General features: G+C 66.6%; 25 protein-coding genes and 1 pseudogene. 16 read left to right on the top strand and 10 right to left on the bottom strand.

Features of this window, described 5'->3' with window-relative positions; genetic code table 11:
• Positions 1-17: 17 nt before the first annotated feature.
• Both HALKA_RS0108330 and HALKA_RS0108325 read right to left on the bottom strand, forming a co-directional pair.
• Positions 18-710, bottom strand: coding sequence for an MBL fold metallo-hydrolase (locus tag HALKA_RS0108330; RefSeq protein WP_015762366.1), 693 nt, complete (start codon positions 708-710; stop codon positions 18-20).
• 38 nt (positions 711-748) lie between these two features.
• On the bottom strand, positions 749-1,378 hold the full coding sequence (locus HALKA_RS0108325) for a molybdopterin-binding protein (RefSeq protein ID WP_018257548.1): 630 nt from the start codon (positions 1,376-1,378) through the stop codon (positions 749-751).
• Positions 1,379-1,494: 116 nt separating this feature from the next.
• Here HALKA_RS0108325 and HALKA_RS20910 point away from each other — a divergent pair, with 116 nt between their 5' ends.
• From HALKA_RS20910 to HALKA_RS0108310, 3 genes are read left to right on the top strand one after another with little or no spacing between them, the layout of a single operon-like run.
• Positions 1,495-1,650, top strand: a complete 156-nt coding sequence (locus HALKA_RS20910; protein WP_018257547.1) for a hypothetical protein — start codon at positions 1,495-1,497, stop codon at positions 1,648-1,650.
• Between the two features lie 31 nt (positions 1,651-1,681).
• Positions 1,682-2,740, top strand: coding sequence for a zinc-binding dehydrogenase (locus HALKA_RS0108315; RefSeq protein WP_018257546.1), 1,059 nt, complete (start codon positions 1,682-1,684; stop codon positions 2,738-2,740).
• Entirely contained in the window at positions 2,733-3,032 is a 300-nt protein-coding gene (locus tag HALKA_RS0108310; protein WP_015762370.1) for a DUF7977 family protein, read from the top strand. The genes HALKA_RS0108315 and HALKA_RS0108310 overlap by 8 nt, the downstream gene beginning before the upstream one ends.
• A gap of 99 nt (positions 3,033-3,131) precedes the next feature.
• Here HALKA_RS0108310 and HALKA_RS0108305 read toward each other — a convergent pair whose 3' ends face one another.
• The 3 genes from HALKA_RS0108305 to HALKA_RS0108295 are packed head-to-tail and all read right to left on the bottom strand — an operon-like array spanning position 3,132 to position 5,946.
• On the bottom strand, positions 3,132-4,202 hold the full coding sequence (locus tag HALKA_RS0108305) for an ABC transporter ATP-binding protein (protein WP_018257545.1): 1,071 nt from the start codon (positions 4,200-4,202) through the stop codon (positions 3,132-3,134).
• On the bottom strand, positions 4,199-5,005 hold the full coding sequence (locus HALKA_RS0108300; protein ID WP_018257544.1) for an ABC transporter permease: 807 nt from the start codon (positions 5,003-5,005) through the stop codon (positions 4,199-4,201). The genes HALKA_RS0108305 and HALKA_RS0108300 overlap by 4 nt, the downstream gene beginning before the upstream one ends.
• Entirely contained in the window at positions 5,002-5,946 is a 945-nt protein-coding gene (locus tag HALKA_RS0108295) for an extracellular solute-binding protein (protein ID WP_018257543.1), read from the bottom strand. Before HALKA_RS0108295 ends, HALKA_RS0108300 begins: the two co-directional genes overlap by 4 nt.
• Positions 5,947-6,025: 79 nt before the next feature.
• On the opposite strand from HALKA_RS0108295, the gene HALKA_RS0108290 reads away from it, so the two are divergent.
• The 3 genes from HALKA_RS0108290 (at position 6,026) to HALKA_RS0108280 (ending at position 7,525) form a co-directional block, all read left to right on the top strand.
• A complete protein-coding gene (locus HALKA_RS0108290; RefSeq protein WP_018257542.1) occupies positions 6,026-6,739 on the top strand; it encodes a molybdenum-pterin binding protein in 714 nt (237 codons plus the stop codon).
• A 92-nt stretch (positions 6,740-6,831) separates the two neighbouring features.
• Positions 6,832-7,062: an Lrp/AsnC family transcriptional regulator gene (locus tag HALKA_RS0108285; RefSeq protein ID WP_015762375.1), complete on the top strand. Its 231-nt coding sequence runs from the start codon at positions 6,832-6,834 to the stop codon at positions 7,060-7,062.
• A gap of 139 nt (positions 7,063-7,201) precedes the next feature.
• A complete protein-coding gene (locus HALKA_RS0108280) occupies positions 7,202-7,525 on the top strand; it encodes a DUF7991 family protein (RefSeq protein ID WP_018257541.1) in 324 nt (107 codons plus the stop codon).
• A gap of 74 nt (positions 7,526-7,599) precedes the next feature.
• Here HALKA_RS0108280 and HALKA_RS0108275 read toward each other — a convergent pair whose 3' ends face one another.
• Positions 7,600-8,520 carry a complex I NDUFA9 subunit family protein gene (locus tag HALKA_RS0108275; protein ID WP_018257540.1) on the bottom strand — a complete coding sequence of 307 codons (921 nt, stop codon included), beginning with the start codon at positions 8,518-8,520 and terminating at the stop codon, positions 7,600-7,602.
• A 155-nt stretch (positions 8,521-8,675) separates the two neighbouring features.
• Between HALKA_RS0108275 and tmk the strand changes: the two genes are divergently transcribed.
• The 5 genes from tmk (at position 8,676) to cofG (ending at position 13,133) form a co-directional block, all read left to right on the top strand.
• The gene (gene tmk, locus HALKA_RS0108270; RefSeq protein WP_018257539.1) at positions 8,676-9,272 is read left to right on the top strand and encodes a dTMP kinase; all 597 of its coding nucleotides are present in this window, start codon (positions 8,676-8,678) and stop codon (positions 9,270-9,272) included.
• A 144-nt stretch (positions 9,273-9,416) separates the two neighbouring features.
• Entirely contained in the window at positions 9,417-10,601 is a 1,185-nt protein-coding gene (locus HALKA_RS0108265) for a tubulin/FtsZ family protein (protein ID WP_015762379.1), read from the top strand.
• Positions 10,576-11,358, top strand: coding sequence for a hypothetical protein (locus HALKA_RS0108260; protein WP_245545366.1), 783 nt, complete (start codon positions 10,576-10,578; stop codon positions 11,356-11,358). The genes HALKA_RS0108265 and HALKA_RS0108260 overlap by 26 nt, the downstream gene beginning before the upstream one ends.
• Positions 11,359-11,970: a 2-phospho-L-lactate guanylyltransferase gene (cofC, locus tag HALKA_RS0108255; RefSeq protein ID WP_018257537.1), complete on the top strand. Its 612-nt coding sequence runs from the start codon at positions 11,359-11,361 to the stop codon at positions 11,968-11,970.
• Between the two features lie 44 nt (positions 11,971-12,014).
• A complete protein-coding gene (cofG, locus tag HALKA_RS0108250; RefSeq protein ID WP_018257536.1) occupies positions 12,015-13,133 on the top strand; it encodes a 7,8-didemethyl-8-hydroxy-5-deazariboflavin synthase subunit CofG in 1,119 nt (372 codons plus the stop codon).
• 15 nt (positions 13,134-13,148) lie between these two features.
• On the opposite strand, the gene HALKA_RS0108245 is transcribed toward cofG, so the two are convergent.
• On the bottom strand, positions 13,149-13,811 hold the full coding sequence (locus tag HALKA_RS0108245; protein WP_018257535.1) for a helix-turn-helix domain-containing protein: 663 nt from the start codon (positions 13,809-13,811) through the stop codon (positions 13,149-13,151).
• A gap of 85 nt (positions 13,812-13,896) precedes the next feature.
• Here HALKA_RS0108245 and HALKA_RS0108240 point away from each other — a divergent pair, with 85 nt between their 5' ends.
• The gene (locus HALKA_RS0108240; RefSeq protein WP_018257534.1) at positions 13,897-15,216 is read left to right on the top strand and encodes a cytochrome P450; all 1,320 of its coding nucleotides are present in this window, start codon (positions 13,897-13,899) and stop codon (positions 15,214-15,216) included.
• A gap of 19 nt (positions 15,217-15,235) precedes the next feature.
• Here HALKA_RS0108240 and cofH read toward each other — a convergent pair whose 3' ends face one another.
• Together cofH and HALKA_RS0108230 are read right to left on the bottom strand one after the other, a co-directional pair.
• Positions 15,236-16,591, bottom strand: a complete 1,356-nt coding sequence (cofH, locus tag HALKA_RS0108235) for a 7,8-didemethyl-8-hydroxy-5-deazariboflavin synthase subunit CofH (RefSeq protein ID WP_018257533.1) — start codon at positions 16,589-16,591, stop codon at positions 15,236-15,238.
• 213 nt (positions 16,592-16,804) lie between these two features.
• On the bottom strand, positions 16,805-17,824 hold the full coding sequence (locus tag HALKA_RS0108230; protein WP_018257532.1) for a sodium:calcium antiporter: 1,020 nt from the start codon (positions 17,822-17,824) through the stop codon (positions 16,805-16,807).
• Between the two features lie 106 nt (positions 17,825-17,930).
• Between HALKA_RS0108230 and HALKA_RS0108225 the strand changes: the two genes are divergently transcribed.
• Positions 17,931-18,959: a phosphoribosylaminoimidazolesuccinocarboxamide synthase gene (locus tag HALKA_RS0108225; protein ID WP_018257531.1), complete on the top strand. Its 1,029-nt coding sequence runs from the start codon at positions 17,931-17,933 to the stop codon at positions 18,957-18,959.
• 173 nt (positions 18,960-19,132) lie between these two features.
• Here HALKA_RS0108225 and HALKA_RS0108220 read toward each other — a convergent pair whose 3' ends face one another.
• A complete protein-coding gene (locus HALKA_RS0108220) occupies positions 19,133-20,107 on the bottom strand; it encodes a formyltetrahydrofolate deformylase (protein WP_018257530.1) in 975 nt (324 codons plus the stop codon).
• A 183-nt stretch (positions 20,108-20,290) separates the two neighbouring features.
• Here HALKA_RS0108220 and HALKA_RS21885 point away from each other — a divergent pair.
• From HALKA_RS21885 to HALKA_RS20905, 3 genes and pseudogenes are all read left to right on the top strand, one after another.
• Positions 20,291-20,578, top strand: a pseudogene (locus tag HALKA_RS21885) (PKD domain-containing protein); the annotation flags it as partial.
• A gap of 9 nt (positions 20,579-20,587) precedes the next feature.
• Positions 20,588-21,493, top strand: a complete 906-nt coding sequence (locus tag HALKA_RS0108215) for a PKD domain-containing protein (protein WP_245545425.1) — start codon at positions 20,588-20,590, stop codon at positions 21,491-21,493.
• A 62-nt stretch (positions 21,494-21,555) separates the two neighbouring features.
• Positions 21,556-22,443: a hypothetical protein gene (locus HALKA_RS20905; protein WP_155119384.1), complete on the top strand. Its 888-nt coding sequence runs from the start codon at positions 21,556-21,558 to the stop codon at positions 22,441-22,443.
• The last annotated feature ends 77 nt before the right edge of the window (positions 22,444-22,520 follow it).

Below are 22,520 nucleotides of genomic sequence, written 5' to 3'. Positions count from 1 at the left end.
GGTTCGGCCGCTAACTATCACTCGCGGGCCAGTTCCGTCAGGCGCTCGCGTCCGTCGCGCTCGAACGGGCGACCGTGCCCCATACCCAACACCGCGAAGTCGGGCGCTCGTCCGTTCAGCTCCGCGATGCTGCGCTCGACCTCGCCGGTGGCGTAACTGAGGAGCCACGGCGACGGCCGGAGCGTGCCACGCGACTCTCGTACCAGATCGCCGAGCAGTCCGACCGAGGCGCGCTCGCTCACGTAGGCCACGTGGCCGGGCGTGTGGCCCGGCGTCGCGTAGACGGTGAACTCCCCGACGGTGTCGCCGTCGGTGACGGGTTCGATCCGGTTCGTGGGCGGGGAGACGAAGCCGGCCATCGCCCGCTGGAACAGTCCTTTGTGGTTGTGCCAGGGCGGCCGCCGTCGGCCCGCGACCAGTTCGGCATCGGCCTCGCCGACGTAGATCGGCGCGTCGAGGCCGTCGAGTCCCGCCAGTCCGCCGACGTGGTCGATGTCGTAGTGGGTCACCAGCACGCGCTCGATGTCGCGCAGTTCGTAGCCGGCCGCGGCAATCGCCGCGCTCAGCTGCGTGCCGTGCCACGGCAGTCCCGCGTCGACCAGCGTCACGCCGGAGCCAGCGCCGTCGCCAGCGACCGCTTCGTCGATCAGGTAGGCGTTGACCCCACGGAGGTCGATCCACCAGACGCCGTCAGCGAGCCGAGTCACCATACCGTCGCGTTGGCCGCGTGGCCGCAAATGGATTTGGCCTACGGCTCCTCGTCGAGCCGATCGGAGAGCCGTCCGACCTGCTCGACGACGATCTCTTCGGTACCGATGCGTGCCCCCTCGACCGAGTCGGGGAGACAGAACACCGGCGTCCCGTCGGCGATGCCGGCCGCCGCTCGGATGGCGATCACGTCGGAACCGACTTCCTCGTAGAAGCGCTGCCGGAACAGTTCGCCGAATCCGGGGAGCGCCTTCTCGAACAGCGGGTGGACGGCCTCGACGGTGATGTCGCGCGTGCTGGTACCGGTCCCGCCGACGGTGACGACGCCGTCTACGTCTCCTCGGTTGACCAGTGCGTCGACGGCACCCTGGACGCCGTCGTGGTCGCGACCGAGCAATTCGCGGGTCACCAGCTCGTGGGGACCCAGTGCCTCGATGACGGCATCGCCGACCGAATCGTCCTCGACGGTCCGGTCGTCGGCGACGGTGACGACGGCGACGCCGGCCACCGGTCCCCGATCGGGTTCGTCGGCTTCCGGTGTCGTCTCGGGCTCGTCCGGCGCGGACGATTCCGACTCGCCGTCCGTCGGCTCGTCGGACTCCGAGTCCGTCTCAGATGCCGCTCGCTCGTCGTCCCGCGTCCGGCGGTTCCGCGACTGGAAATCGACCATGGTCCGGCTTCGCAGTGCCGCGAATAAATAGCTCGTGGCCTCCGCGTGGTCACTTCGACGTGTGCTTTGCATTACCAAATCAAAATGATTAAGTGACATGTATGTGGCCTGAACGTATGGAGGAAGCGTTTCACGTCGTCTGCCACGAGTGCAGCGAGGAAGGGGTCTACGAGAGCCGATCCGACGCAGTTGCAACACGGGAAGCACACGCTGACGGGACCAGCCACCGGGTCAGCCTGCTGGCGATCGGCCCGGCGGTCCCGAACCCCTAGGGTTTAGACGATGGTGGCCTGAGCACCAGCCATGGATGCCGTCCAGTTCGCCGCCCACGGCGACCGCGAGGTCGTCGAGTACGGGCCGTCTCCCGAGCCCACGCTCGGCTCCGACGACGTTCTCCTCGACGTGCGAGCCGGAGCACTGAACCACCTCGACGTGTGGACTCGCCGCGGACTTCCGGGGATCGACCTCGACTTCCCCCACGTCCCCGGGAGCGATGCCGCGGGCGTCGTCGTGGCCGTCGGAGACGCGGTCGAGCGGTTCGGCCCGGGCGATCGCGTCGCCGTCACCGCCGGACGCAGCTGTGGGGCCTGCGAGTTCTGTCGCGACGGTGAGCCGACGCTGTGTGTGAACTACGAGATCCTCGGCGAACACTGTCCGGGGGTCCACGCCGAGCGGACCGCGGTCCCGGCCGACGCGCTCGTCCCCGTTCCGGAGGGCGTCGACTGGACGACCGCGGGGGCCGCGCCGCTGGTCTTCGGGACCGCCTGGCGCATGCTCCACACCCGCGGCGAGATCGACGCCGGGGAGACCGTCCTCGTGCTGGGAGCGAGCGGCGGCGTCGGCCACGCGGCGGTCCAGATCGCCGACCACGCCGGCTGTGCGGTGATCGCGACGGCCAGCAGCGACGAGAAGCGCGCGACCGCTCGTCGGCTGGGTGCGGATCTCGCGATCGACTACGAGGCCAGAGACTTCGCGGATGCGGTCCGCGCGGAGACCGGCCAGCGCGGCGTCGACGTGGTCGTCGATCACGTCGGCGCGGCCACCTGGAGACAGTCGCTGCGCAGTCTCGCGAACGGCGGTCGGCTGCTGACCTGCGGGGCGACGACCGGCCCGACGCCGGAGACGAACGTCAACCGGATCTTCGGTAACCAGCTCTCCGTCCACGGCTCGACGATGGCCGGTCCCGGCGAGTTCGACGACGTGCTCGAACTGGTCTGGGACGGGACCTTCGAGGTGCTGATCCGGGCGGTCCTCCCGATGAGCGAGACCGCACGCGGCCACGAACTGCTGGAAGAGCGCGAGGGGGTCGGCAAAGTCGTCGTCGTTCCCGACAGCGAGTACGAGGGAGGGGCCGATGAGTAGCGACGACGACGGCGACGCGGGCTACGTCCATCGACCCAGCGGCGAACCGCCGACCAGCGGCGACGGCGAACGCGAGTTCGACTGGCGAGGGTGGACGCTGGTCGGGACCGTGCTCTTCGCCTTCATCGTCGCTCCCGGCGCGCTCCTCCTCCTCCCGGCCGCACAGTCGTTCGTCCAGTCGCTCGGGTTGACGTTGCGTGACGCCTACCTCGTTCTCCCGCTGCTCCCGGCGTTCCTGCTCGGTAGCGTCGCCGTCTGGTCGGCGATGCGCGCTCGCTCGGGCGGTGCGTGATACGGAGGCTCTTCGCCAGCGGCGAGCGTCTCCCCGGCGTGACTCACCGCTGGCGACGACGCCGGCCCGTGCGAGCGTGACCGCGAGCTTCCCGCCCGGTCACTTTCCTGCCGTGTCGGCCCCGAAGCGCGTCACCTTCGCCGCCGGTACTCGAACTGTCACCGTCGTACCCGCTGGCGGCGGCTCGGCCTGGCGCTCGACGACGACCGTCTCGTCGGTCGGGAGGGTGACCGACACGTCGTAGCGCGACCCCCGGTCCGTGACGTGGCTCACCGCCCCGCTCAGCGTCGGGGCCGTGTCGGTGCCGTCCGACTCGGCCAGCGTCAGATCCGCCGGGCGGACGTGACACGACACCGAGGCCCCGGCCGGTCTGTCGCTCCGGGCCTCCGGCAGCGTCAGCGTCTGCTCGCCGACCGCGAGCACGAGCGGCTCCGGTTCGACGACGGTCGCCTCGACGGCGTTCGACCGTCCGAGAAACGACGCGACGAACGGCGTGGGGGGCGACTCGTACAGCGCCCGCGGCGTGTCGACTCCCGCGATCGCGCCCTCGTTCATGACGACGAGTCGATCCGCGAGCGCCATCGCGTCCGCCTGGTCGTGGGTGACAAACAGCGTCGTGACGCCGGTCTCTCGCTGGATGCGACCGATCGCTCGCCGCAGCTCCTCGCGGAGGCTGCGGTCCAGTGCCGACAGCGGCTCGTCGAGCAACAGCACGTCCGGCTCCGGTGCCAGCGCCCGTGCCAGCTCCACGCGGCGCTTCTGGCCGCCGCTCAGTTCGGCAGGGTAGGCGTCGCGCCGCGAGGCAAGCGAGATCAGTTCGAGGTGGGTCTCGACGAGTTCGTCGATTCGCGAGCGTTCGATCTCGCGTGCTTCGAGCCCGTAGGCCACGTTCTCGCCGACGGTCATGTGCGGGTACAGCGTCGGCTCCTGGAAGACGACACTCGCCCGTCGGCGTTCGGGCGGCTGCCTGGTCACGTCCTCGCCGCGAAGCAGGATCCGGCCCGCGGCCGGGCGGAGGTGGCCGGCGATCGCCTGGACGATCGTCGTCTTGCCACAGCCACTCGGCCCGAGCAGCCCGACGATCTCACCGTCTGCCAGCGAGAACGACACGTCCTCGACGGCCGTCTTCGACCCGTAGCGATGCGTGAGGCCGCTGACTTCGAGGGTCATCCGTCGACCACCGTCGGAAGGTGTCCGAGCCGCTGGACCGTGGTGACGACGACGACGGTGATGGCGAGCAACGCCAGTGCGAGCGGTACGATCGCGTCGATCCCCCCGGCGATGAACTCGACCCAGATCCGCGTCGGGATCGTCCGAGGGTTGTACGCGACCATCATCGTGGCACCGAACTCCCCGACCGCCCGCGCGAACGTGAGGACGACGCCCGCGACGATCGCGCCCCGTGCCAGCGGGAGCGAGACGTTCCAGAACGTCGCCAGCGGTCCGTACCCCAGCGAGCGCGACGCCCGTTCCAGCCGCTCGTCGACGGCACCGAAGCCGGCCCGCGCCGTGACGACGACGAAGGGGCCGGCGACGAACGTCTGGGCGAGGATCACGCCCGCGAGGCTGTCGGTCAGCGGGAGGCCCGCCGCCAGCGCCGCGCGGCCAAGCGGCGTGAAGCGCCCCACTGCCGTCAGGAGCATCGCGCCGCCGACCACCGGCGGCACGACCAGTGGCAGGACGACGACCCCCTCGATCAGGCGCTTCCCGCGGACGGACGTTCGGGCGAGCGCGTACGCCAGCGGGACGCCGAACAGCGTCGAAAACAGGGTCGCGACCGGGGCCGTCAGCAGCGAGTTCCGGATCGCGCTCCGCGCTGGCGGGGCCGACAGCCCGGCGACGACGTTCGACGTGCCAGTCTGTGAGAGGAAGGCCGCGAACGGCACGACGAAGTGGACGAGCAGGACACCGCCCAGCAGCGCCGGTACGAACCGTGTCGGCGTCCGAAGTCGTCGCGGGTCGAAGGCCCTCACACGTTCACCTCCGGGGGGACCGAGCCGTGCTCCCCCGGCAGTTGCTCGCCCACACGCAAGCCGGCGGCCGTCAGCACGGACGGATTCTCACAGAGGTACTGGACGAGTGCCCGCCCGCCGGCCGGATCGTCGGCGTCGTCACAGACGGTCGCACTGTAGAGGATCGGCCGACCCGTCGCGGTGTAGCCGTCGTCGGTCGTGTACGAGGCCGTCGCGTAGTGGTCGGCCAGCGCCGCGTTCGAAAAGTTGTAGCGGTCCGGAAACTCGACGAAGGGCAGCCCGCGGTCGGCGGCCATGTTCTGGTAGACGACTGCGCCCGCACGAGACCCCGTTTCGACGCCCGCGAGCAGCTGTGGCTCGTCGGGCTCGGTGTACAGCCGCGGGACCACCCGCTCGCGAAAGCCGTCGAGGTCGTGTGCCCGCTGTGCGAGTTCGAACGCCTGGAGCGCGCGATAGCCCAGCGGATCCAGCTCCGGATCGCCGATGGCGATGGCACCGTCGTCGGCGTCACCGACGACCTCGTACCACGGGGTGCCGGCCGCAAGCTGTTCGCCCGGCTCCGTCGCCTCGTCGTAGGACAGCCCCAGGCTGTTCGCCGCGAAGGTCACGTCCCAGTCCGTGGCCACCCCGTACAGTCGGTCCCGGAGGAGCGTCGCGTCGGCGCTGACGACGGCGTCGGGGCGCTCGACGCCCTCCTGAACCATCCGCATCACGGCGTTGGAGCCGTGGTACTCGCCGTGGATCGCCCGCCCCGTCTGCTCTCTGAACGCCGGGCCGACGTGTCGCTCGACGGTGCGGGCGAGGCTGCCGGCACACAGCAGGCTGACTGGGCCGCTTTCCGTTCCCGTGACGCCGGTACACCCCGCGAGCGCCCCGACGCCGACGGTCCCGATCGCGGTCAGGAACCCCCGACGGGTGACTGCAGCCCTGGTGTGTCCCATCGTTATATCACTCCCAACATAACGGGGTTGTGCTGAGTACAACATAACGGTTTTGCTCGCTCCGTCCGTCGGCGTGCGTATGGACACGGACGTGGCCGTCTCGCTGACTGCCGATGGGGTGACCGTCGACGCGTCGGACGCGGCGCTGTTGCGGGCCGTCGACAGCGAGGGATCGCTGAACGCGGCCGCCACTGCGCTCGGCCGTTCGTACTCTCGGGCCCACAAGCGCCTGACAGTCCTGGAAGAGACGCTGGGCTCGCTCGTCGAGCGCGAACGCGGGGGAGCGGGCGGCGGTGGGAGCGTCCTCACCGACCGGGGCCGCGAACTGCTGACGCAGTTCGCCCGCGTCCACACCGTGGTCTCGGGCACGGCCGCCGCGGACGTGATCGCGCTCTCTGGCACCGTTCGCGAGCGATCGGGACGGCTGGTGACCGCCGAGAGTCCGGCGGGCGAGTTGCACGCGATCGTCGTCGGCGGGGACCGGGACCCGTCGGTCGACACCGGCGACGACGTGACGGTGACGCTGACCGCCGACGCCGTGACACTCCAGGAGCCAGACGCCACTCTCTCGGCCACCCGGACGAGTGCCCGCAACCGACTGCGCGGAACGGTGACGGCCGTCGACGAGCGCGACGGCGTCGCGACGATCACCGTCGACGTCGGAGCGGCGACGCCCGTCCCGGTACTGGTCACGGCGGCGAGTCGAGCGCGTCTCGATCTGGAACCGGGCGATCCCGTCGTGGCGACGTTCAAAGCGACGGCCGCCAGAGTGACGCGGCTCTCCGAGGAGTGAGCCTGCCGGCCGTCACCGTTCTCGCCGTCGGCGTCTCGCGAACCACGCGACCGACCTGAAGCTTTTTCATGTCATAAGTTCACACAGTACACATGGTCAGTGCATTCATCATGATCAAGAGTTCGGCCGGCAAGTCCGAGGGGCTGCTCTCGGAGATTCGCGGTCACGACGGCGTCGGCGAGGCTCACATCGTCGCCGGCAACTACGACATCATCGCCGAAGCCGCCGGCGAGGAAGTGTACGACGTGATGCACACCGTCGCGACGCGGATCCGGGACCTCGACGGCGTCGTCGACACGCGGACCTACATCTGCATGGAGTGATACGGACAGTTGTAGGTCTTTACCAGATCGACCACACGCCGTCGTGCGGTCGACTGGGTAAACGTCTACAACCGTCCGTATGACGCCGCGTCTCGCGGCGTCCCGATACTGCAAAGCGTCTCGACTCCCTAGCCCGACCATGGTCGCCGTCATCGATCTCGTCGGACTGCTGGTGATCGTGCTGGTCAACAGCGCCGTCACGGCGTTGATGACCCGGTTCTTCCGCGTGCGACTCGACACGCGCTGGGGGAGTGTCCTCTACTCGCTGCTGTTGTGTCCGGTCGCGCTGTTCGTCCTCCTGCTGGTGCTGTCGGGCGTGTTCAAGCTCGGCGGGAATCTCGGCAGCCGCGCGCTCGTGGTGTTGGCGACGATCTTCTTCCCGCTGGGGCTGGGACTCACGTTCGATTACGTCTGGATGCCGGCTCCCGACGAGGTAGAGCTCCCGGAGACGATGCGACAGTAGTGTTCTGGGCGGTCGCGGCGGTCGCTCGTTTGTCGGGACCGATCACGCCGCCCGGTCGAGGAGACGCCGCCGGATCAGTTCGCGGCCTCGGCGGCGATGCCGAGGTACTCGCCAAGCGTCGTCAGCTCGCTCTCCTCGACGCCGAACCGCTCCACGTCGTTGTCGTCGGTCGTGTTGTCGAAGTTCAGTGACCGGTACTGATCGCCGCCCATGGGGAAACCGGGGACGAAGCCGAGCGTCTTCAGCCCGATACCGGCAAGCGCCATCGGGAGCCCGACGATGGTGACCGAGCCGTCCGCGGCTTCGTAGACCTGTTCGGTCACTGCTCGCAGCGTCAGGACCTCGGGGCCACCGAGTTCGTAGACCTCGCCGACGTATTCGGCCTCCGTGAGCGCGTCGGCCAGCATCGGCACGAGGTCGCCGACCCAGATGGGCTGGAACCGCGTCTGCTTGCCGCCGCCGGGCAGCGGGTAGATCGGGACGCCGGGCGCGAACATCCCCTTGAGCCGCCTGGTGAACTGGACGAACTCGCCGCCGTCACCGAACACGACGGAGGGACGGACGATCACCCAGTCGAGCGACGAGTCGCGGACGATCCCTTCGGCCCGGCCCTTCGAACGGATGTAGTGGGTCGCACCGTCGGCGTCGGCCCCGAGCGCGCTCATCTGGACGAACCGCTCGACGCCGTGTTCCTCGGCTGCGCGCACGCAGTGTTCCGTCCCGCCCCGGTGGACGCGGTCGTGCATCTCGTTGCCCCCGGAGGGCTTGAACAGCGGCGACAGCGCCACGAGGTTGATCGCGGCGTCCTGTCCCTCGAACGCGCCCTCGATGCTGTCGTAGTCGGTCACGTCGCCCGCGACGGTCGTCGCCTGGGCGGGCAGGTCGGCGGCGTCGGGTGAGCGTGCCAGCACCGTCACGTCGTGGCCGCGATCCGCCAGCGCCGTACAGAGATTCGTCCCGATGAAGCCACTCCCGCCGACGAGCAGTACGTTCATACCCGGTATATGATCGGGGACTGATGTAAAGCTAGTGCGCACCCAGTTAGGACGCGCCGGCAGTGTCCTGACAGCCTGTCGAGTGGTCTCGGTGGCTCTGCCGAGGACTCCGACCAGCCGGGGCGTTTACGTACGGGCGCGGCGACGGCCCGAGTATGCTGCTCACGCTCGAAGGACTGGACGGCAGCGGGAAGACGACCGCGTGGGAGACGCTCCAGCGCCACGCCGCCGTGCCCGACGACGCCGTCTTCACGCGCGAGCCGACGGAGTCGTGGTACGGCGAGGCCGTCCAGCGATCGATCGACGACGACGAGGCGGACTCGCTGGCGGAGCTGTTCCTCTATACGGCCGACCACGCCGACCACCTCGCGAACACGATCGAGCCGGCACTCGACGCCGGACGGCTCGTCGTCTCTGATCGGTACTCGGATTCGCGCTACGCCTACCAGGGGGCGACTCTGAGCGACCGCTTCGACGACGCGCTCGGGTACGTCCGGGACGTACACGCGCCCTGGACCCGACCGCCGGACGCGACGATCTACCTCGACGTGGACGCCGAGACCGCCGCCGAGCGCAGCGGTGCGACCAACAAGTTCGAGACCGCCGACTACCTCGCGGACGTACGCGAGAACTACGAGCGCCTGATCGCGGCCGAGCCCGAGCGGTTCGTCCGCATCGACGCCACCCGGCCCGAGCGGGCCGTCCGGGCGGCCATAGAAGAGGCCGTCGACCAACTCCTGTCCGGAGAGTGACGCCTCTCCAGTGGCTCGACCAGTCGCCGTCGCGTGGTGTCGCCACGAACTGTCGATAGAACAACTATATCGTATTCGATATCTTGGCAAAAGGCTTATGCCTGCTTTCCTACTTTCCCTCTTCAAGCGGAGTCTCACCAAGCAATGAAACTCGCGATGATCGGCTTCGGGCAGGCCGGCGGTAAAATCGTCGACAAGTTCCTCGAATACGACGAACGGACCAACTCCGGGATCGTCCGTTCGGCGGTCGCGGTGAACACGGCGAAAGCGGACCTGCTCGGCCTCGAGAACATATCACAGGAGAATCGAGTCCTGATCGGACAGGCGCGCGTCAAGGGACACGGCGTCGGTGCCGACAACGAACTCGGCGCGGAGATCGCCGAGGAGGACATCGACGAGATCCAGGGCGCGATCGACAGCATCCCGGTCCACGAGATCGACGGCTTCCTCGTCGTCTCTGGACTCGGCGGTGGCACCGGCTCGGGCGGCTCGCCGGTCATCGCGAAACACCTCAAGCGCATCTACACCGAGCCCGTCTACGGGCTCGGCGTGTTGCCGGGCAGCGACGAGGGGGGTATCTACACCCTCAACGCCGCCCGATCGTTCCAGACGTTCGTCCGCGAGGTGGACAACCTGCTCGTCTTCGACAACGACGCCTGGCGCAAGACCGGCGAGTCCGTCGAAGGTGGCTACGACCACATCAACGAGGAGATCGTCAGACGCTTTGGCGTCCTCTTCGGCGCGGGCGAGATCGGCGACGGCGACAACGTCGCAGAGAGCGTCGTCGACTCCTCGGAGATCATCAACACGCTTTCTGGCGGTGGCGTCTCGACGGTCGGGTACGCCTCCGAGGACGTGGAGATGTCGTCAAGCAGCGGCGGCGGCCTGCTGTCGCGGTTCTCCAGTGGCAGCGACGACAGCAACGACATGGACACCGCCAACACGACCAACCGGATCACCTCCCTGGTCCGGAAGGCGGCGCTCGGTCGGCTGACACTGCCCTGCGAGATCGACGGTGCCGAGCGTGCGCTGCTCGTGATGGCCGGCCCCTCTGCCCACCTCAACCGGAAAGGCATCGAGCGCGGGCGCAAGTGGCTCGAGGAGCAGACCGGCAGCATGGAGGTCCGTGGCGGAGACTACCCGACCAACGAGCCCCGCGTCGCCGCCGCGGTGCTCCTGTCGGGCGTCCACAACGTGCCCCGCATCAAGGAGCTCCAGCAGGTGGCAATCGAGGCACAGGACAACATCGACGACATCCGCCAGGAGAGCGAAGATAACTTAGATCAGTTGGTCGAAGACGACGATGATGAACTTGACCCGCTGTTCTAAGACTGCGGCTGCGCTGCTTTGCGTCGCGCTGCTGGTGACCGCGACGGGGACAGCCGCCGCTCTCACTCTCTCTTCGGACGGAGTGCCAAGCGAGGCACAGGTCGGTGAAGAGGTGTCGATGACCTACACGATCGACGATCCCTTCACCGACACGGCCAACGACTGGACGCTCCTCGCCGACACCGAACTCCAGAACGTCCGCTGGACCGTCACCGTCCTCAGGGCCGGCACGCCGGTCGAGGACGGGGAGACGACCTACGGCGAACGGTCGTTCGAACAGGACCTGAGCGTCGACAACAACGGCGACGAGATCCAGATCGAACTGGTCGGTGAGGCACCGGCGGTCGAAAACTACAGCTACGATCCCGAACAGACGTTCACCGTCGCCGCGCTCGACCAGCGGACCGGCAGCAACACCGACGAGCTGGTCAACGACTCCGCCCACCACTACACGAGCGAGAGCCAGGCCGCTCGCGAGGCCATCGACGACGCCCAGAGCGCCATCGACGCCGCGGGTGGCCACCAGGAAGCCGAGGACCTGCTCGACAGTGCGATCTCGTCGTACGAGAACGAGAACTTCGAGAACGCACAGGAGCTTGCGACACAGTCTCAGAACGCCGCCGACTCCGCCCGGCAGTCCCAGCAGACGACCCAGATGGTTCTGATGGGTGCCGGCGTGCTCGTCGTCTTGCTCCTGCTCGGCGGGGGCGTCTACTACTGGCAGTCCCAGCAGGGCGACGACTTCTCGAAGCTGTAGATGCGCGTCGTCGTCCCGTTTTCGGCGACCGAGCCCAAGACGCGACTCGCGCCAGTTCTCGACGCCGACGAGCGTCGCGCGTTCGCCCGCGTGATGCTCGCGGACGTGCTCGACGCGCTCGATGCGGTCGGCGTCGACCCCGCAGTCCTCGCGACCGAAGCGATCGACCTCAACCGGCCGGTGACCGTCGACGACCGACCACTCGATGCGGCGATCAACGATCTGCTCGCCGCGAGTGCCGAGTCCGTCGCGGTCGTGATGGCCGACCTCGCCCTGGCGACCCCCGACGCGCTCGACCGGCTCTTCGCGGCCGAGGGCGACGTGGTCCTCGCTCCGGGCCGTGGCGGCGGGACGAACGCGTTCGTCGCACGCCACCCCGACTTCCGTGTCGACTACCACGACGCGTCGATCCGCGACCACCGCCGGATCGCCCGCGACGCCGGTGGGACGGTGACCGAGATCGACTCCTATCGCCTGAGTACCGACGTAGACGAGCCGGCCGACCTCGCGGAGGTCCTGCTCCACGGCGAGGGGCGAGCGGCCGACTGGCTGCGAGGGGCGGGCGTCCAGCTGACCGTCGCCGACGGGCGGACCACCGTCGAGCGACCCTGACCCGTCCGGAAGGACTTTTGCCCTCGCGGTTCCGAGACGGTGACGTGATTCCCGGCGCGAGCGACTACGACCTGTCGCTGTCTATCGAGGAGGAGGCGATCGAGCAGTTGTTGCAGACGACGCCGGCCGACGTGTCGGCCGCGCCGTCGCTGTCGTTCGCGCGCAACGTCTTCCTGCCGCTGACGACGGCCTGTCGGTACACCTGTACCTACTGTACCTACTACGATCCGCCGGGCCAGGCCGAGCTCATGACCGCCGAGGAGATCAGAGAGACCTGTCGGCGCGGGGCCGACGCCGGCTGTACGGAGGCTCTGTTTACCTTCGGCGACGACCCGGACGACCGCTACACCGCGGTCCACGACCAGCTCGCCGAGTGGGGATACGAGTCGATCCACACATACCTCCGGCGGGCCTGCGAGATCGCGCTGGAGGAGGGACTGCTCCCACACAGCAACCCCGGCGACCAGACGCGCGAGCAGATGGCGACGGTGGCCGACCGCAACGCATCGATGGGCGTGATGCTCGAAACCACCGCAGACGTGCAGGCCCACGGCGGCCCCAGGGCCAAGAACCCCGGCCAGCGGCTCAACACGCTGCGGGTGGCCGGCGAGCTCGGCGTTCCCTTCACGACCGGTATTCTGGTCGGCATCGGCGAGGACTGGACCGACCGGGCCGAGAGCATCTTGGCCATCGCCGCGATGCACGAGCGGTACGGCCACGTTCAGGAAGTGATCGTCCAGCCCGTCGTGGACAACGAGCGGTGGGACGGCGGGTCCCCGGACTTGGCGACGCTGCGTCGCGTGACGGCGATGGCCCGGGCTGGCCTGCCGGACGACGTGTCCGTCCAGGTTCCACCGAACCTCGCGCCGGCCCGCGAACTCGTCGACTGTGGGATCGACGATCTCGGCGGGGTGTCGCCGGTGACCGTCGATCACGTCAACCCGGCATACGAGTGGCCGGCGCTCCAGGAGCTGCGTGCCGTGGCGGACCACGCCGACGTACCGCTCCGGGAGCGGCTGCCGGTGTACGAGCGGTTCCTCGGGGACGAGGCGTGGGTCTCAGAGCGGGTCCGAGCCGCCATCGAGCGCGACGGCGTCCACGGCGAGCGGTTCCGTGCCGTGCGGGATCGGGGCGAGAACCCGGCCGATATCCGCGGGCGATAGCTCCCCACCGAGTGGTCAGGTGGCCGGATCGACGAACTGCGAGAACACCCGGTGCTCGATCTTCCGGAGGTGTTCGCCGACGGTTCCGGCAGTGGTGTCGACGGCGTCGGCGATCTCCGCCTGGGTCGCTTTCCGGGGGTTCTCGTAGTACCCGAACTCGATCGCCGTTTCGAGGATCGTCTGCTGGCGGTCGGTCAGACAGGCAAAGAGGTCCTCGCCGCGAGGCGGGCGCTGGCCGGTCTCCAGCAGTTCGATCTCGAACGCCTCCCCCTCCGACGGCACGGCCTCGCTGAAGGCACCCTCGTCGCCGACGAAGGTGATCTCCATCGCGCCGGTGGAATGGACCTCGATGGGCATCTCCATCATCACGGTCGACTCCTGGCGGTGCTGGAGCATCCGGTAGTTGGCCTCATTGGGGTCGAACTGACAGTAGGCGTACCAGCGCCCCTCCGTCCCGGTGACGGCGTACTGACGGACGTAGTCGCTGTCGTCGAGGATCGCCTCGTAGTGGTCGCGGTTGCCCCGCGCCTCCGCGAGCATCACGCCGCTGCCGTCGTCGAGCAACTCGACGCGGTGGATCGCCTCGCGGGTGATGTCCTCGGCGTCGGACAGCGCCTGCCCGAGCGGGTGGAAGGCGGTGCCCTCACGCGGCTCGACGCGAACGGTGACGTACCGCATATCCCCAGTTTCTCCGGGCGATACTTAAATCGACCTCGTTGGCGAGGCGACAGGCCGAGGCGGCTCCCGACCGTCTCTGTACACGATGACGACCACAGACGCCCCCGGCCCGCGCGGACTGCCCGTGATCGGAAACTCTCACCAGTGGGCCCGCGATCCCTGTGCCTTCCGCGAGCGCTGTGCCGCGGAGTACGGCCCCGTCGTCAACTACGAGATGCTGGGGTGGGACACCTACATGCTGACCGATCCCGCCGACGTCAAGCGCGTCCTCGAAGATCCCGACACCTTCCCGAAACACGAACCGAGCAACGCCCAACTAGAGGAGTTCGTGGGGAACGGCCTGCTGACGAGTGGCGGCGATCTCTGGGAGCGCCAGCGAGAGGCGATTCAACCGGCCTTCTACATGGATCACATCCGCAACTACGCCGAGCGGATGGTCGATCAGGCTGCCGCGACCGCCGACCGCTGGACGGCCGGCGAGTCGGTCGACGTTCGGCGCGCGATGACGCGCTGTACGCTCGATATCCTCGTCGACTGTCTGTTCGGCCAGGAGATCGATCCAGCCGAACGCGGACTGTACGAGGCCGTCGAGGCGTTTCAGGCCCCACTGGAGCCCAGCAAGCAGCCGATCACGTTCTTCGCGCCCGACTGGGCTCCCGTTCCGTTCCTGCGTCGAGCCGACCGGGCGCTCTCTCACATCGACGACCAGATCTACGACATCGTCGAAACCCGCCGCGCGGACGAGGCGGACCGCGACGACCTGGTGGCGATGTTGCTCGCGGCCGACACCGCGATGGACGACGAGCAGATCCGCGACGAGCTGGTCACCTTCCTCTTTGCCGGCCACGAGACGACTGCGCTGTCGATGACGTACGTCTGGGACCTGCTCTCGCGCAACCCCACGGCCCAGCGGCGACTCCACGAGGAACTGGACGCGCTGCTCGACGGGCGACCGACCATCGAAGACGTGTTCGACTTCGAGTACACCGGTGCCGTCATCGAGGAGGCGATGCGGCTGTATCCCCCCGCCCACGACATCCGCCGCTCGCCCGCCACGACGGTCGAGATCGGCGGCTACACGATTCCCGAGGGGAGTCTCGTCACGCTCCCCACGTGGGTGTTGCACCGCGACGAGCGCTTCTGGGACGACCCAGAGCAGTTCCGCCCCGAGCGGTTCCTCGACGGCGGCCGATCGGACCGTCCGGAGTACGCCTACTTCCCTTTCGGCGGCGGCCCGCGGCGCTGTATCGGCCAGCAGTTCGCGATGACGGAGGCCCAACTGATCCTGGCGACGATCGCCCGCGAGTGGACGCTCGAACGCGACTACGGCGACCTCGAACTGTCGGCCGCGGTCACGCTCCAGCCGAGTCACGACGTGGCGATGACGCCGCACAGGCGAGACTGATCGAGGGGGGAGAGAACCCCTATTCGAGCATCGGAGTGCCGTCGGCCTTCGGCCCGAGTTCGGGACCGAACGGCGGGTCGTCGGGGTCGATCCGGCGGCGCTGGCGATAGTCGGTCGACCGCTCGACGGGCACGCGGCCGACGGCGGTGATCATGTCGACGTACTCCCGGAACGTGCGCATCTCGCCGTAGTCGCCGCCGGCTCGCTTGGTGATCTCCTCGGAGAGGATCGTCCCCATAAAGTCGTCGGCCCCGCAGGTCAGCATCTTCAGGCCCTTGGCGTCGCCGTACTTGACCCACGAGGTCTGGATGTGCTCGACGTTGTCGAGGAACAGTCGCGAGACGGCGATCAGCAGCTCGTCCTCGTCGTCTGTCGCGCCGCCAGAGACCAGCCCTTCCTCGTACAGCGGCGTCTCCTCGTGGACGAAAGAGAGCGGGACGAACTCCGTGATCGCGCCGGTTCGGTCCTGCAGATCGCGGATCCGTTCGAGGTGGAGCGCCCGATGGGCCTCGTTGTCGACGTGGCCGTACATGATCGTCGAGGTCACGTCGAGGCCGACGCTGGCGGCCGCCTCCATCGCTTCGAGCCACTCGTCGGTCCCGATCTTGCCGGGACAGATCACGTCCCGGACCTCGTCGGCGAGGATCTCGGCGGCCGTTCCGGGGACGCTGTCGAGGCCGGCATCGGCCAGTCGCCCGTAGACCTCCTCGTAGTCCCAGTCGGTGCCCCGCCGGGCGTGGTAGGCCTCTTCGGGCGTCATCGAGTGGAGGTGGACGCCGCCGACGCTCATCGCCTCGATCTGCTCGCAGTAGGTGCCCGGATCGGTGTCGTACTCCCCGGCCGGCCGATAGTTCAGGTCGCCGCGGTCGCTGGCCGCGAGGATCTCGCGGTGTTCCTCGTCGAGCGCGAAGGCGGGGTGCAGTCCCGAGACGGAGGTCACCTCGTAGATCCCCATCTCCAGGGCGTCGGCGACGATCTCGCGGGACTGTGCTGGCGTCTTGGTGAACCCGCCGTGATCGTCCTGGGAGGACGTGCGGAACTGCTCGGAGCGGTCCTTGAAGTTACAGAACTGACAGCCCGTGTTACAGGCCGTCGTCACGTTGTTGTTGAGGTTCGCGACGAAGGTGACTTCCTCGCCGACGACCTCGGCGCGGCGACGATCCGCGGCTTCCAGGACGAGTTCCTTGCGTCGCGGGTCGATCCCCGAGCGGTCGGTGCCCGTCGTCAGGAGCTCGATCGCGTCCTCGACGGACAGTCGCGTCCCGTCGCGGGCCTTCGCCAGCGCGTTCTCGAAGGCCTGGTCCGTCTCGGGGCGGTGGGAGAAGTCGAACTCTCCCCGCGGGACGTTCGCCGCTGTGTCGAAGGCGTCCGGCATCGTCTACCGATAGGCACAGGCAAGCAAAAACGTGGCGGGACCGGGGGATCTGGCCAGTTGTTGCTCGTCCGGTCGACGAGACGAGGGGCTACCTCAACCACACGAGAGATCCGCTCGCGCTGTCGACGGCATCATACGGAAAGTTGTAGTTGCTTACCGGTGAGCGTCGCCACGGGGTAGACGCTCACCGGTAAATTCCTACAACCGTCCGTATCAGTTCGGGATGATGCCGACGATCACACCCGCCGTCTCCAGGACGACCCACACGACGAACGCGAGGTAGGCGGCGAGCAGGGCGTAGGCCTCGCCCGTCGTCATCACCATATCTGTCCGGAGCGCCGTAAAGAGCAGCAGCGTCGCCAGCGTGAGGACGCCGAACATCGGGACGGCCATCTCGAAGTCGATCACCGCCTCGCCGACGATGAGCACGCCGACGGGGATAGCGACGAGCAGATCGAACGTGTTCGAGCCCAGCACGTTTCCCAGCGATGCGACGGCTTTGTCGTCTCTCGCAGAGCGGACGCTGACGAGCGAGTCGGGCAGGCTCGTCGCGCCCGCGATGATCGTCACACCCATGATGAACTCCGGAATGCCGAGCGCCGTGCCGATCACGCCGACGGAGTGGACGAGGTAGTGGACGGCGACGAGGATCACCAGCAGGCCGGCCAGCAGGTATCCCCACTGCCGACGGATGTCGATTCCGTCGCCCGCCTCGGGATCTGCCTCGTAGTCGCTCGTGTCCTGAAACTGGATGAAGACGTAGAGACCGTACATCGCGATCGGGATCAGCGCCAGCGGTCTGGTGACGGTGCCCATCAGGGTCTCTCCATCGACCGGGTAGTAGATCACCGCCATCGCGAAAGTGATCACGAGCACCGACACCGCGAGCATATAAAACTGGGCCTCCTTGTAGACCAGCGCCCGGCTGGACTCCATCTCGCCGTCTTTGGCGATGGCAGACACCGCGGGGATCACGAGGATGTTGAAGATCGCCGAGCCGACGATCGCACCGACACCGAGCGACAGCGACCCCTGCAACGCCGCGGCGACGACGCTCGCCAGTTCCGGGAAGCTGGAGCCGATCGCGGCGATGACTGCACCCTGCACGACGAGGGGCAGGCCGTAGTAGGTCGCGAGTTCGTCGCTGGCCGCTTCGAGCCAGCCGCTGCCCTTCCAGATCGCGACCGTCGCTGCCAGAATGATACCGATGTCGATCGGTGTCGCCCCACTCATCGACCGACGGTGCATCCGGGTCGGAGTTAGGTGTTTGGTTGCCCGCCCGAGGCCCGACGGTGCGAAGTGCAAACGCCTTTGTCCGGGCACGCCGACGCTGGCAGTAATGACGAGCGTCAAGGAGTTCCGTGTCGACGAACCGGCCACCGCCGATCAGCTGGGCCGTGGCTCGTTCGTGTTCACCGACGACTACTCCGTGTTCGACTGGGGCAAGATGCCCGACGAGATTCCGGACAAGGGCGCGTCGCTGTGTACGATGGGCGCGTTCAACTTCGAGCTCTTGGAGGAGAACCACGTGCCAACCCACTACGAGGGCGTCGTCGTCGACGGCGAGGTCGTCGAACTCGGCGACGCGCTCGCGGCCGGTGTCGCTCCCGACGAGATGTCGATCTCGCTGACCCAGGTCCCCGACCTGCCCTTCGACGGAGGCAGCTACGACTACGACGCGTACCACGCCGACGCCGGCCAGAACTACCTCGTTCCACTGGAGATCGTCTTCCGCAACCGCGTGCCGGTCGGCTCCTCGCTCCGGAGCCGGACCGATCCCAGCGATCACGGACTCGACCGCGACAGCTGGCCCGACGAGGTCGTCGAACTCGACGAGCCGATCGTCGAGTACTCGACGAAATACGAGGAGCAGGACCGCTATCTCGATCCCGCCGACGCCGACGAGATCGCCGGCCGCGCCGACATCGACCGTCTCGACGAACTCGCCCGCGCAGTCAACCACGTCGTCACCGAACAGGCCGCAGACGCCGGGCTCGTCCACGAGGACGGCAAGATCGAGTGTCTCTACTACGAGGGCGAGATCCGGGTCGCCGACGTGGTCGGCACCTTCGACGAGAACCGCTTTTCCTACGACGCCCAGCAGGTCTCCAAGGAGGTCGTCCGCCAGTACCACAAGCGAACCCAGTCCGAGTGGGTCGCGGCCGTCGGCGACGCCAAAGACCGCGCAGACGAGGAGGGCGTCGCCGACTGGAAGTCGCTGTGTGATCGCCAGCCCGAACCGCTCGACGAGGACATCCTCAACGTCGCTCGGGACCTCTACTGTGCCGGGACCAACGCCTACGTAGCGGCCGACGTGTTCGACGCCCCGTCGCTGGACGCCGCTGTCGCCGCCGCTCGCGACCTGTAGAACGCGCGCCGTCGTTTCACACTACCGGGGCCGTGTGTCCGGTCGACCGCAGGCAGTCGTTGGATCGATCCACCGGTCGACGATAATCCGTATCATACTGCCGGCTGTAACTTCGCGAAGATCTTCGCCACCCCGGGGTGGCGAAATCGTTCACAGATTTACAGCCGGCAGTATCAGTCGTCGGCCTCGATCTCGTCGTCTTCGCCGGCGACGAACTCGCCGAGTCCGTCGATGGGCCGATCCGGATTCTGCTCGTCGAGCTCTCGTGGTGCGCCCAGCTGGGCGTCGACCTCGTCGGCGTTCCGGAGTTTCGTCCGGCCGCGGTGGACCGTCACCTCGTCTTCGAGGTGGAGTCTGATGGCCTCCAGCAGCGCCTCGGCTTCGAGTGGCTGACCGATCTGCTGGAGCCGCTCTTCGGTCGCGTCGTCGGGGACGTTGAACGCCCGCTGGGTGATGATCGGTCCCTGGTCGAGGTCCGTCGTCACGTAGTGGGCCGTGACGCCGGCGATCCGGACGCCCTCCTCGATCGCTTGTATGTACGCCGACGCGCCGGGGAACGCGGGCAGCAGCGACGGGTGGACGTTGATGATCCGACTCTCGTAGCGGAAGACCACGTCGGGGCTGAGGATGCGCATGTACCGTGCGAGAACGATTAGATCGGCGTTGTACTCCGAGAGGAGGTCCAGGAGCTCTCCCTCGTCGGGAGTCCCCTTCTCGTCGCCGATGTCGTGGAAGGGAACGTCGTACTTCTCGGCGAGGGGCTTGAGGTCCGGATGGTTCCCGATCACGACATCGATGTCGGCTCCGAGGTTGCCGCTGGCCCACGCTTCGAACAGCGCTTCGAGACAGTGGCTCTCCTTGGTGACCAGGACGGCGATCGACTGCGTCTCTCGATCGGCCGGGAATCGGACCTGCACGTCGACGCCGAGTTCGTCTCCCAGATCGTGGAGGTCGTTTCGCATCGTCGCCTCCGTACAGACCATCTCGCCGGTGTCGACGTGCATCGTCATGCGGAACACGCCTTCTCGGACCGCCTGGTCCAGGTCTTCGATGTTGATGCTGCGCTCGAACAGGAGACTGGTGACCTCGGCGATCAGGCCCGTGTCGTCGTCGCCGACGACCGTGATCTCCGTCAGATCGTGCGTCACGCCCACCACCTCGTGACGATCGTGCTCATCATTGCCCGTTCGTCGGGCGTGCCACTCCAAAAGCCTTCGTGTTGGCCGCCAACCCTGGCCAACGCCACCCAATCTTTCCACCAGATGGGACAAACATTCTTTACCCGGATAGACGAAATTATAAATGCGGAGACGAAACCATGCCCCACCTAGATGCGACGACTCCCCTCTCTCGTGGTACTCTTGGTACTCCTCGCGGCGCTCGCGATTCCCGTATCAGCGGCCGGCAACGCTTCACCGACCGCCGCTGCGGGACTCGATCAAACGGTCACGAGCGGGACGACGGTGTACCTCGACGGCGGCAACTCCCGCGATCCAGACGGGCGTATCCAGACCGTCGAGTGGTCGATCCGGGACCCGAACGGCGCGACCGTCGCCCCGTCGTGTCGGAACTGCCTCCAACCGACCTTCACGCCGAACGTAACCGGGCGCTGGTCGGTCACTCTGACGGTGACCGACGACGACGGCGCAACCGCCACCGACACGCTGTACGTCACCGTCGAGGAGGCGCGCGGCCCGACGCTCACGCTCGATGCACCCGACAGAGTCGTTCCAGACGAATCGACGCCCTTCGTCGTCGAAGCGACCAGCGACGGTGCCCCCCTTCGCTCCGTGTCGCTCTATCACGACGACACTCGCGTCAACAGCACGACGGTCGACGGCACCACGACGCTGACGACGCTCACCCACACGTTCTCCGAAACCGGGTCGACAGAACTGCTCGCCGCCGTGACGGACGAGGCGGGCTACGTCAACACGACGACGATCACCGTCGATCCCACGACTGCCAGTGCCGCCAGGGTGGGCGACCGCTGTGACGAGGGTGAACGCCGGGTGTACATGGGCGGAAGCATCGGAAGCATGTGCTCTTCGACGGCGCTGATCTACGAGACACCCACTGACGTGATGATGGTCGTCCCGACGGGCGGCGCGTCTCAGGACGGTATTCAACTCTACAACAGTGAACAGGACGATATTGTGACAGTAGCGACGGGCGAGCAGGTCCAAGAACTACGACGTGAAAACGAAGATGGAGTGATCACGCTGGAAGATACGCGTGCGACTTATGAAGAAAATAAGCGTGATGGGCGCTACGATGATCCGAGGAATACTGTTCAAGCTAATTCAGATGATGACTCTGAAGAAACAGATGAGAGGGGCTCTGAAAGCTCAGATAGCGTCTCATCTATGTCGCCGTATCGTCCGGGGAATGGCCATCACGGATCTGGGACTCAAGAGGAGGAGTCGGACGAAAGTACCGACTCGGACACGGAATCTCAGTCGAGCTCCGGTGGATGTCGCTCCGTGAATGGGCATGCTCCTACGTCAGCCAGACACAATCGGTTGAGTTGCTGATGTAAGAACACCGGATCTGCAGGAAAATATTTTTATTATATGGGAATGGAACAAAAATTGAGATGGACATGGTTTCGAATCCGGTTGTTCGGCTTCTTGCTCTCGCCGTTTTTCCAATCACAGTCCCTATTGCTGTATGGACGAACGCTGGAGGGTACGCCGACAAGTTCGCCTCGATGCCTGGTATTCAAAAAGGGGGAGGTGCCGTCAGCGGACTAATCGCTCTTTTTTACATCGCGTTCTTGCTTTCGCTTGTCGGGGGAGCTGGTGCTCTCACGTCTACGGTTGATATCGACAACACCCTCAATGCGTCTGGAGGGAGTGACGAGCAACAGCCTGAGACATCCACGCCACAGCCCGAACCCATAACTCCAAATCAGTCGGAAGCATCGACTCGGACTTCCACTCCAACAGCAACGAGAACTCCGACACAGACTCCGGAAGACACTCCTGTGAAGACCGAAACGGCACCGACCGATGATCAAGAAGACTCTACGAACGAAACTGCACTTCGTCGTTTTCGGTACGACCAGTTCATGGATGCCTACGAAAACATTACGCATATTGATGGATTCACTGGCACCCGCTACACGGTCAACGCTAGCAACGAGTCAGCCACGTTCTACTGGGTAACAAACCCAGAAAATATGACTAGATGGCTGTCAGAAAATGAAAACGCTATGATTCACTATGCTGGACTTAGTGAATCTCTTCGTGAGTCAGACAGACATCCAGTCAGTCAAATCCCAAAACACCTGAAGTTCGTCGTACTCACACCGGAGGGTGAAGTCTACCAGACCAGTTACGTCGAGTATATGTCGGCGTGGCGATTTACCAAAGATGTTATGAGTGGTTCTAGCTACCACGCTATCTTCTATGAGCACGCAAGACCTGGCCCAGCACACCCGAATTACGAAGCGAACCAGACGGCGACTGCGACCGAGGGCTAGTGACTCGCCTCGGTATCAGTAATCGATTCGTGGCGATAAAGCCTAACACGGAGGGATGACGAGAAGAGTACGTGAGC

This window comes from Halomicrobium katesii DSM 19301, from assembly GCF_000379085.1.
GTDB lineage: Archaea > Halobacteriota > Halobacteria > Halobacteriales > Haloarculaceae > Halomicrobium > Halomicrobium katesii.
The sequence above is the reverse complement of the archived record's forward strand: the minus strand, read 5'-3'. Positions and strand labels throughout refer to the sequence as shown.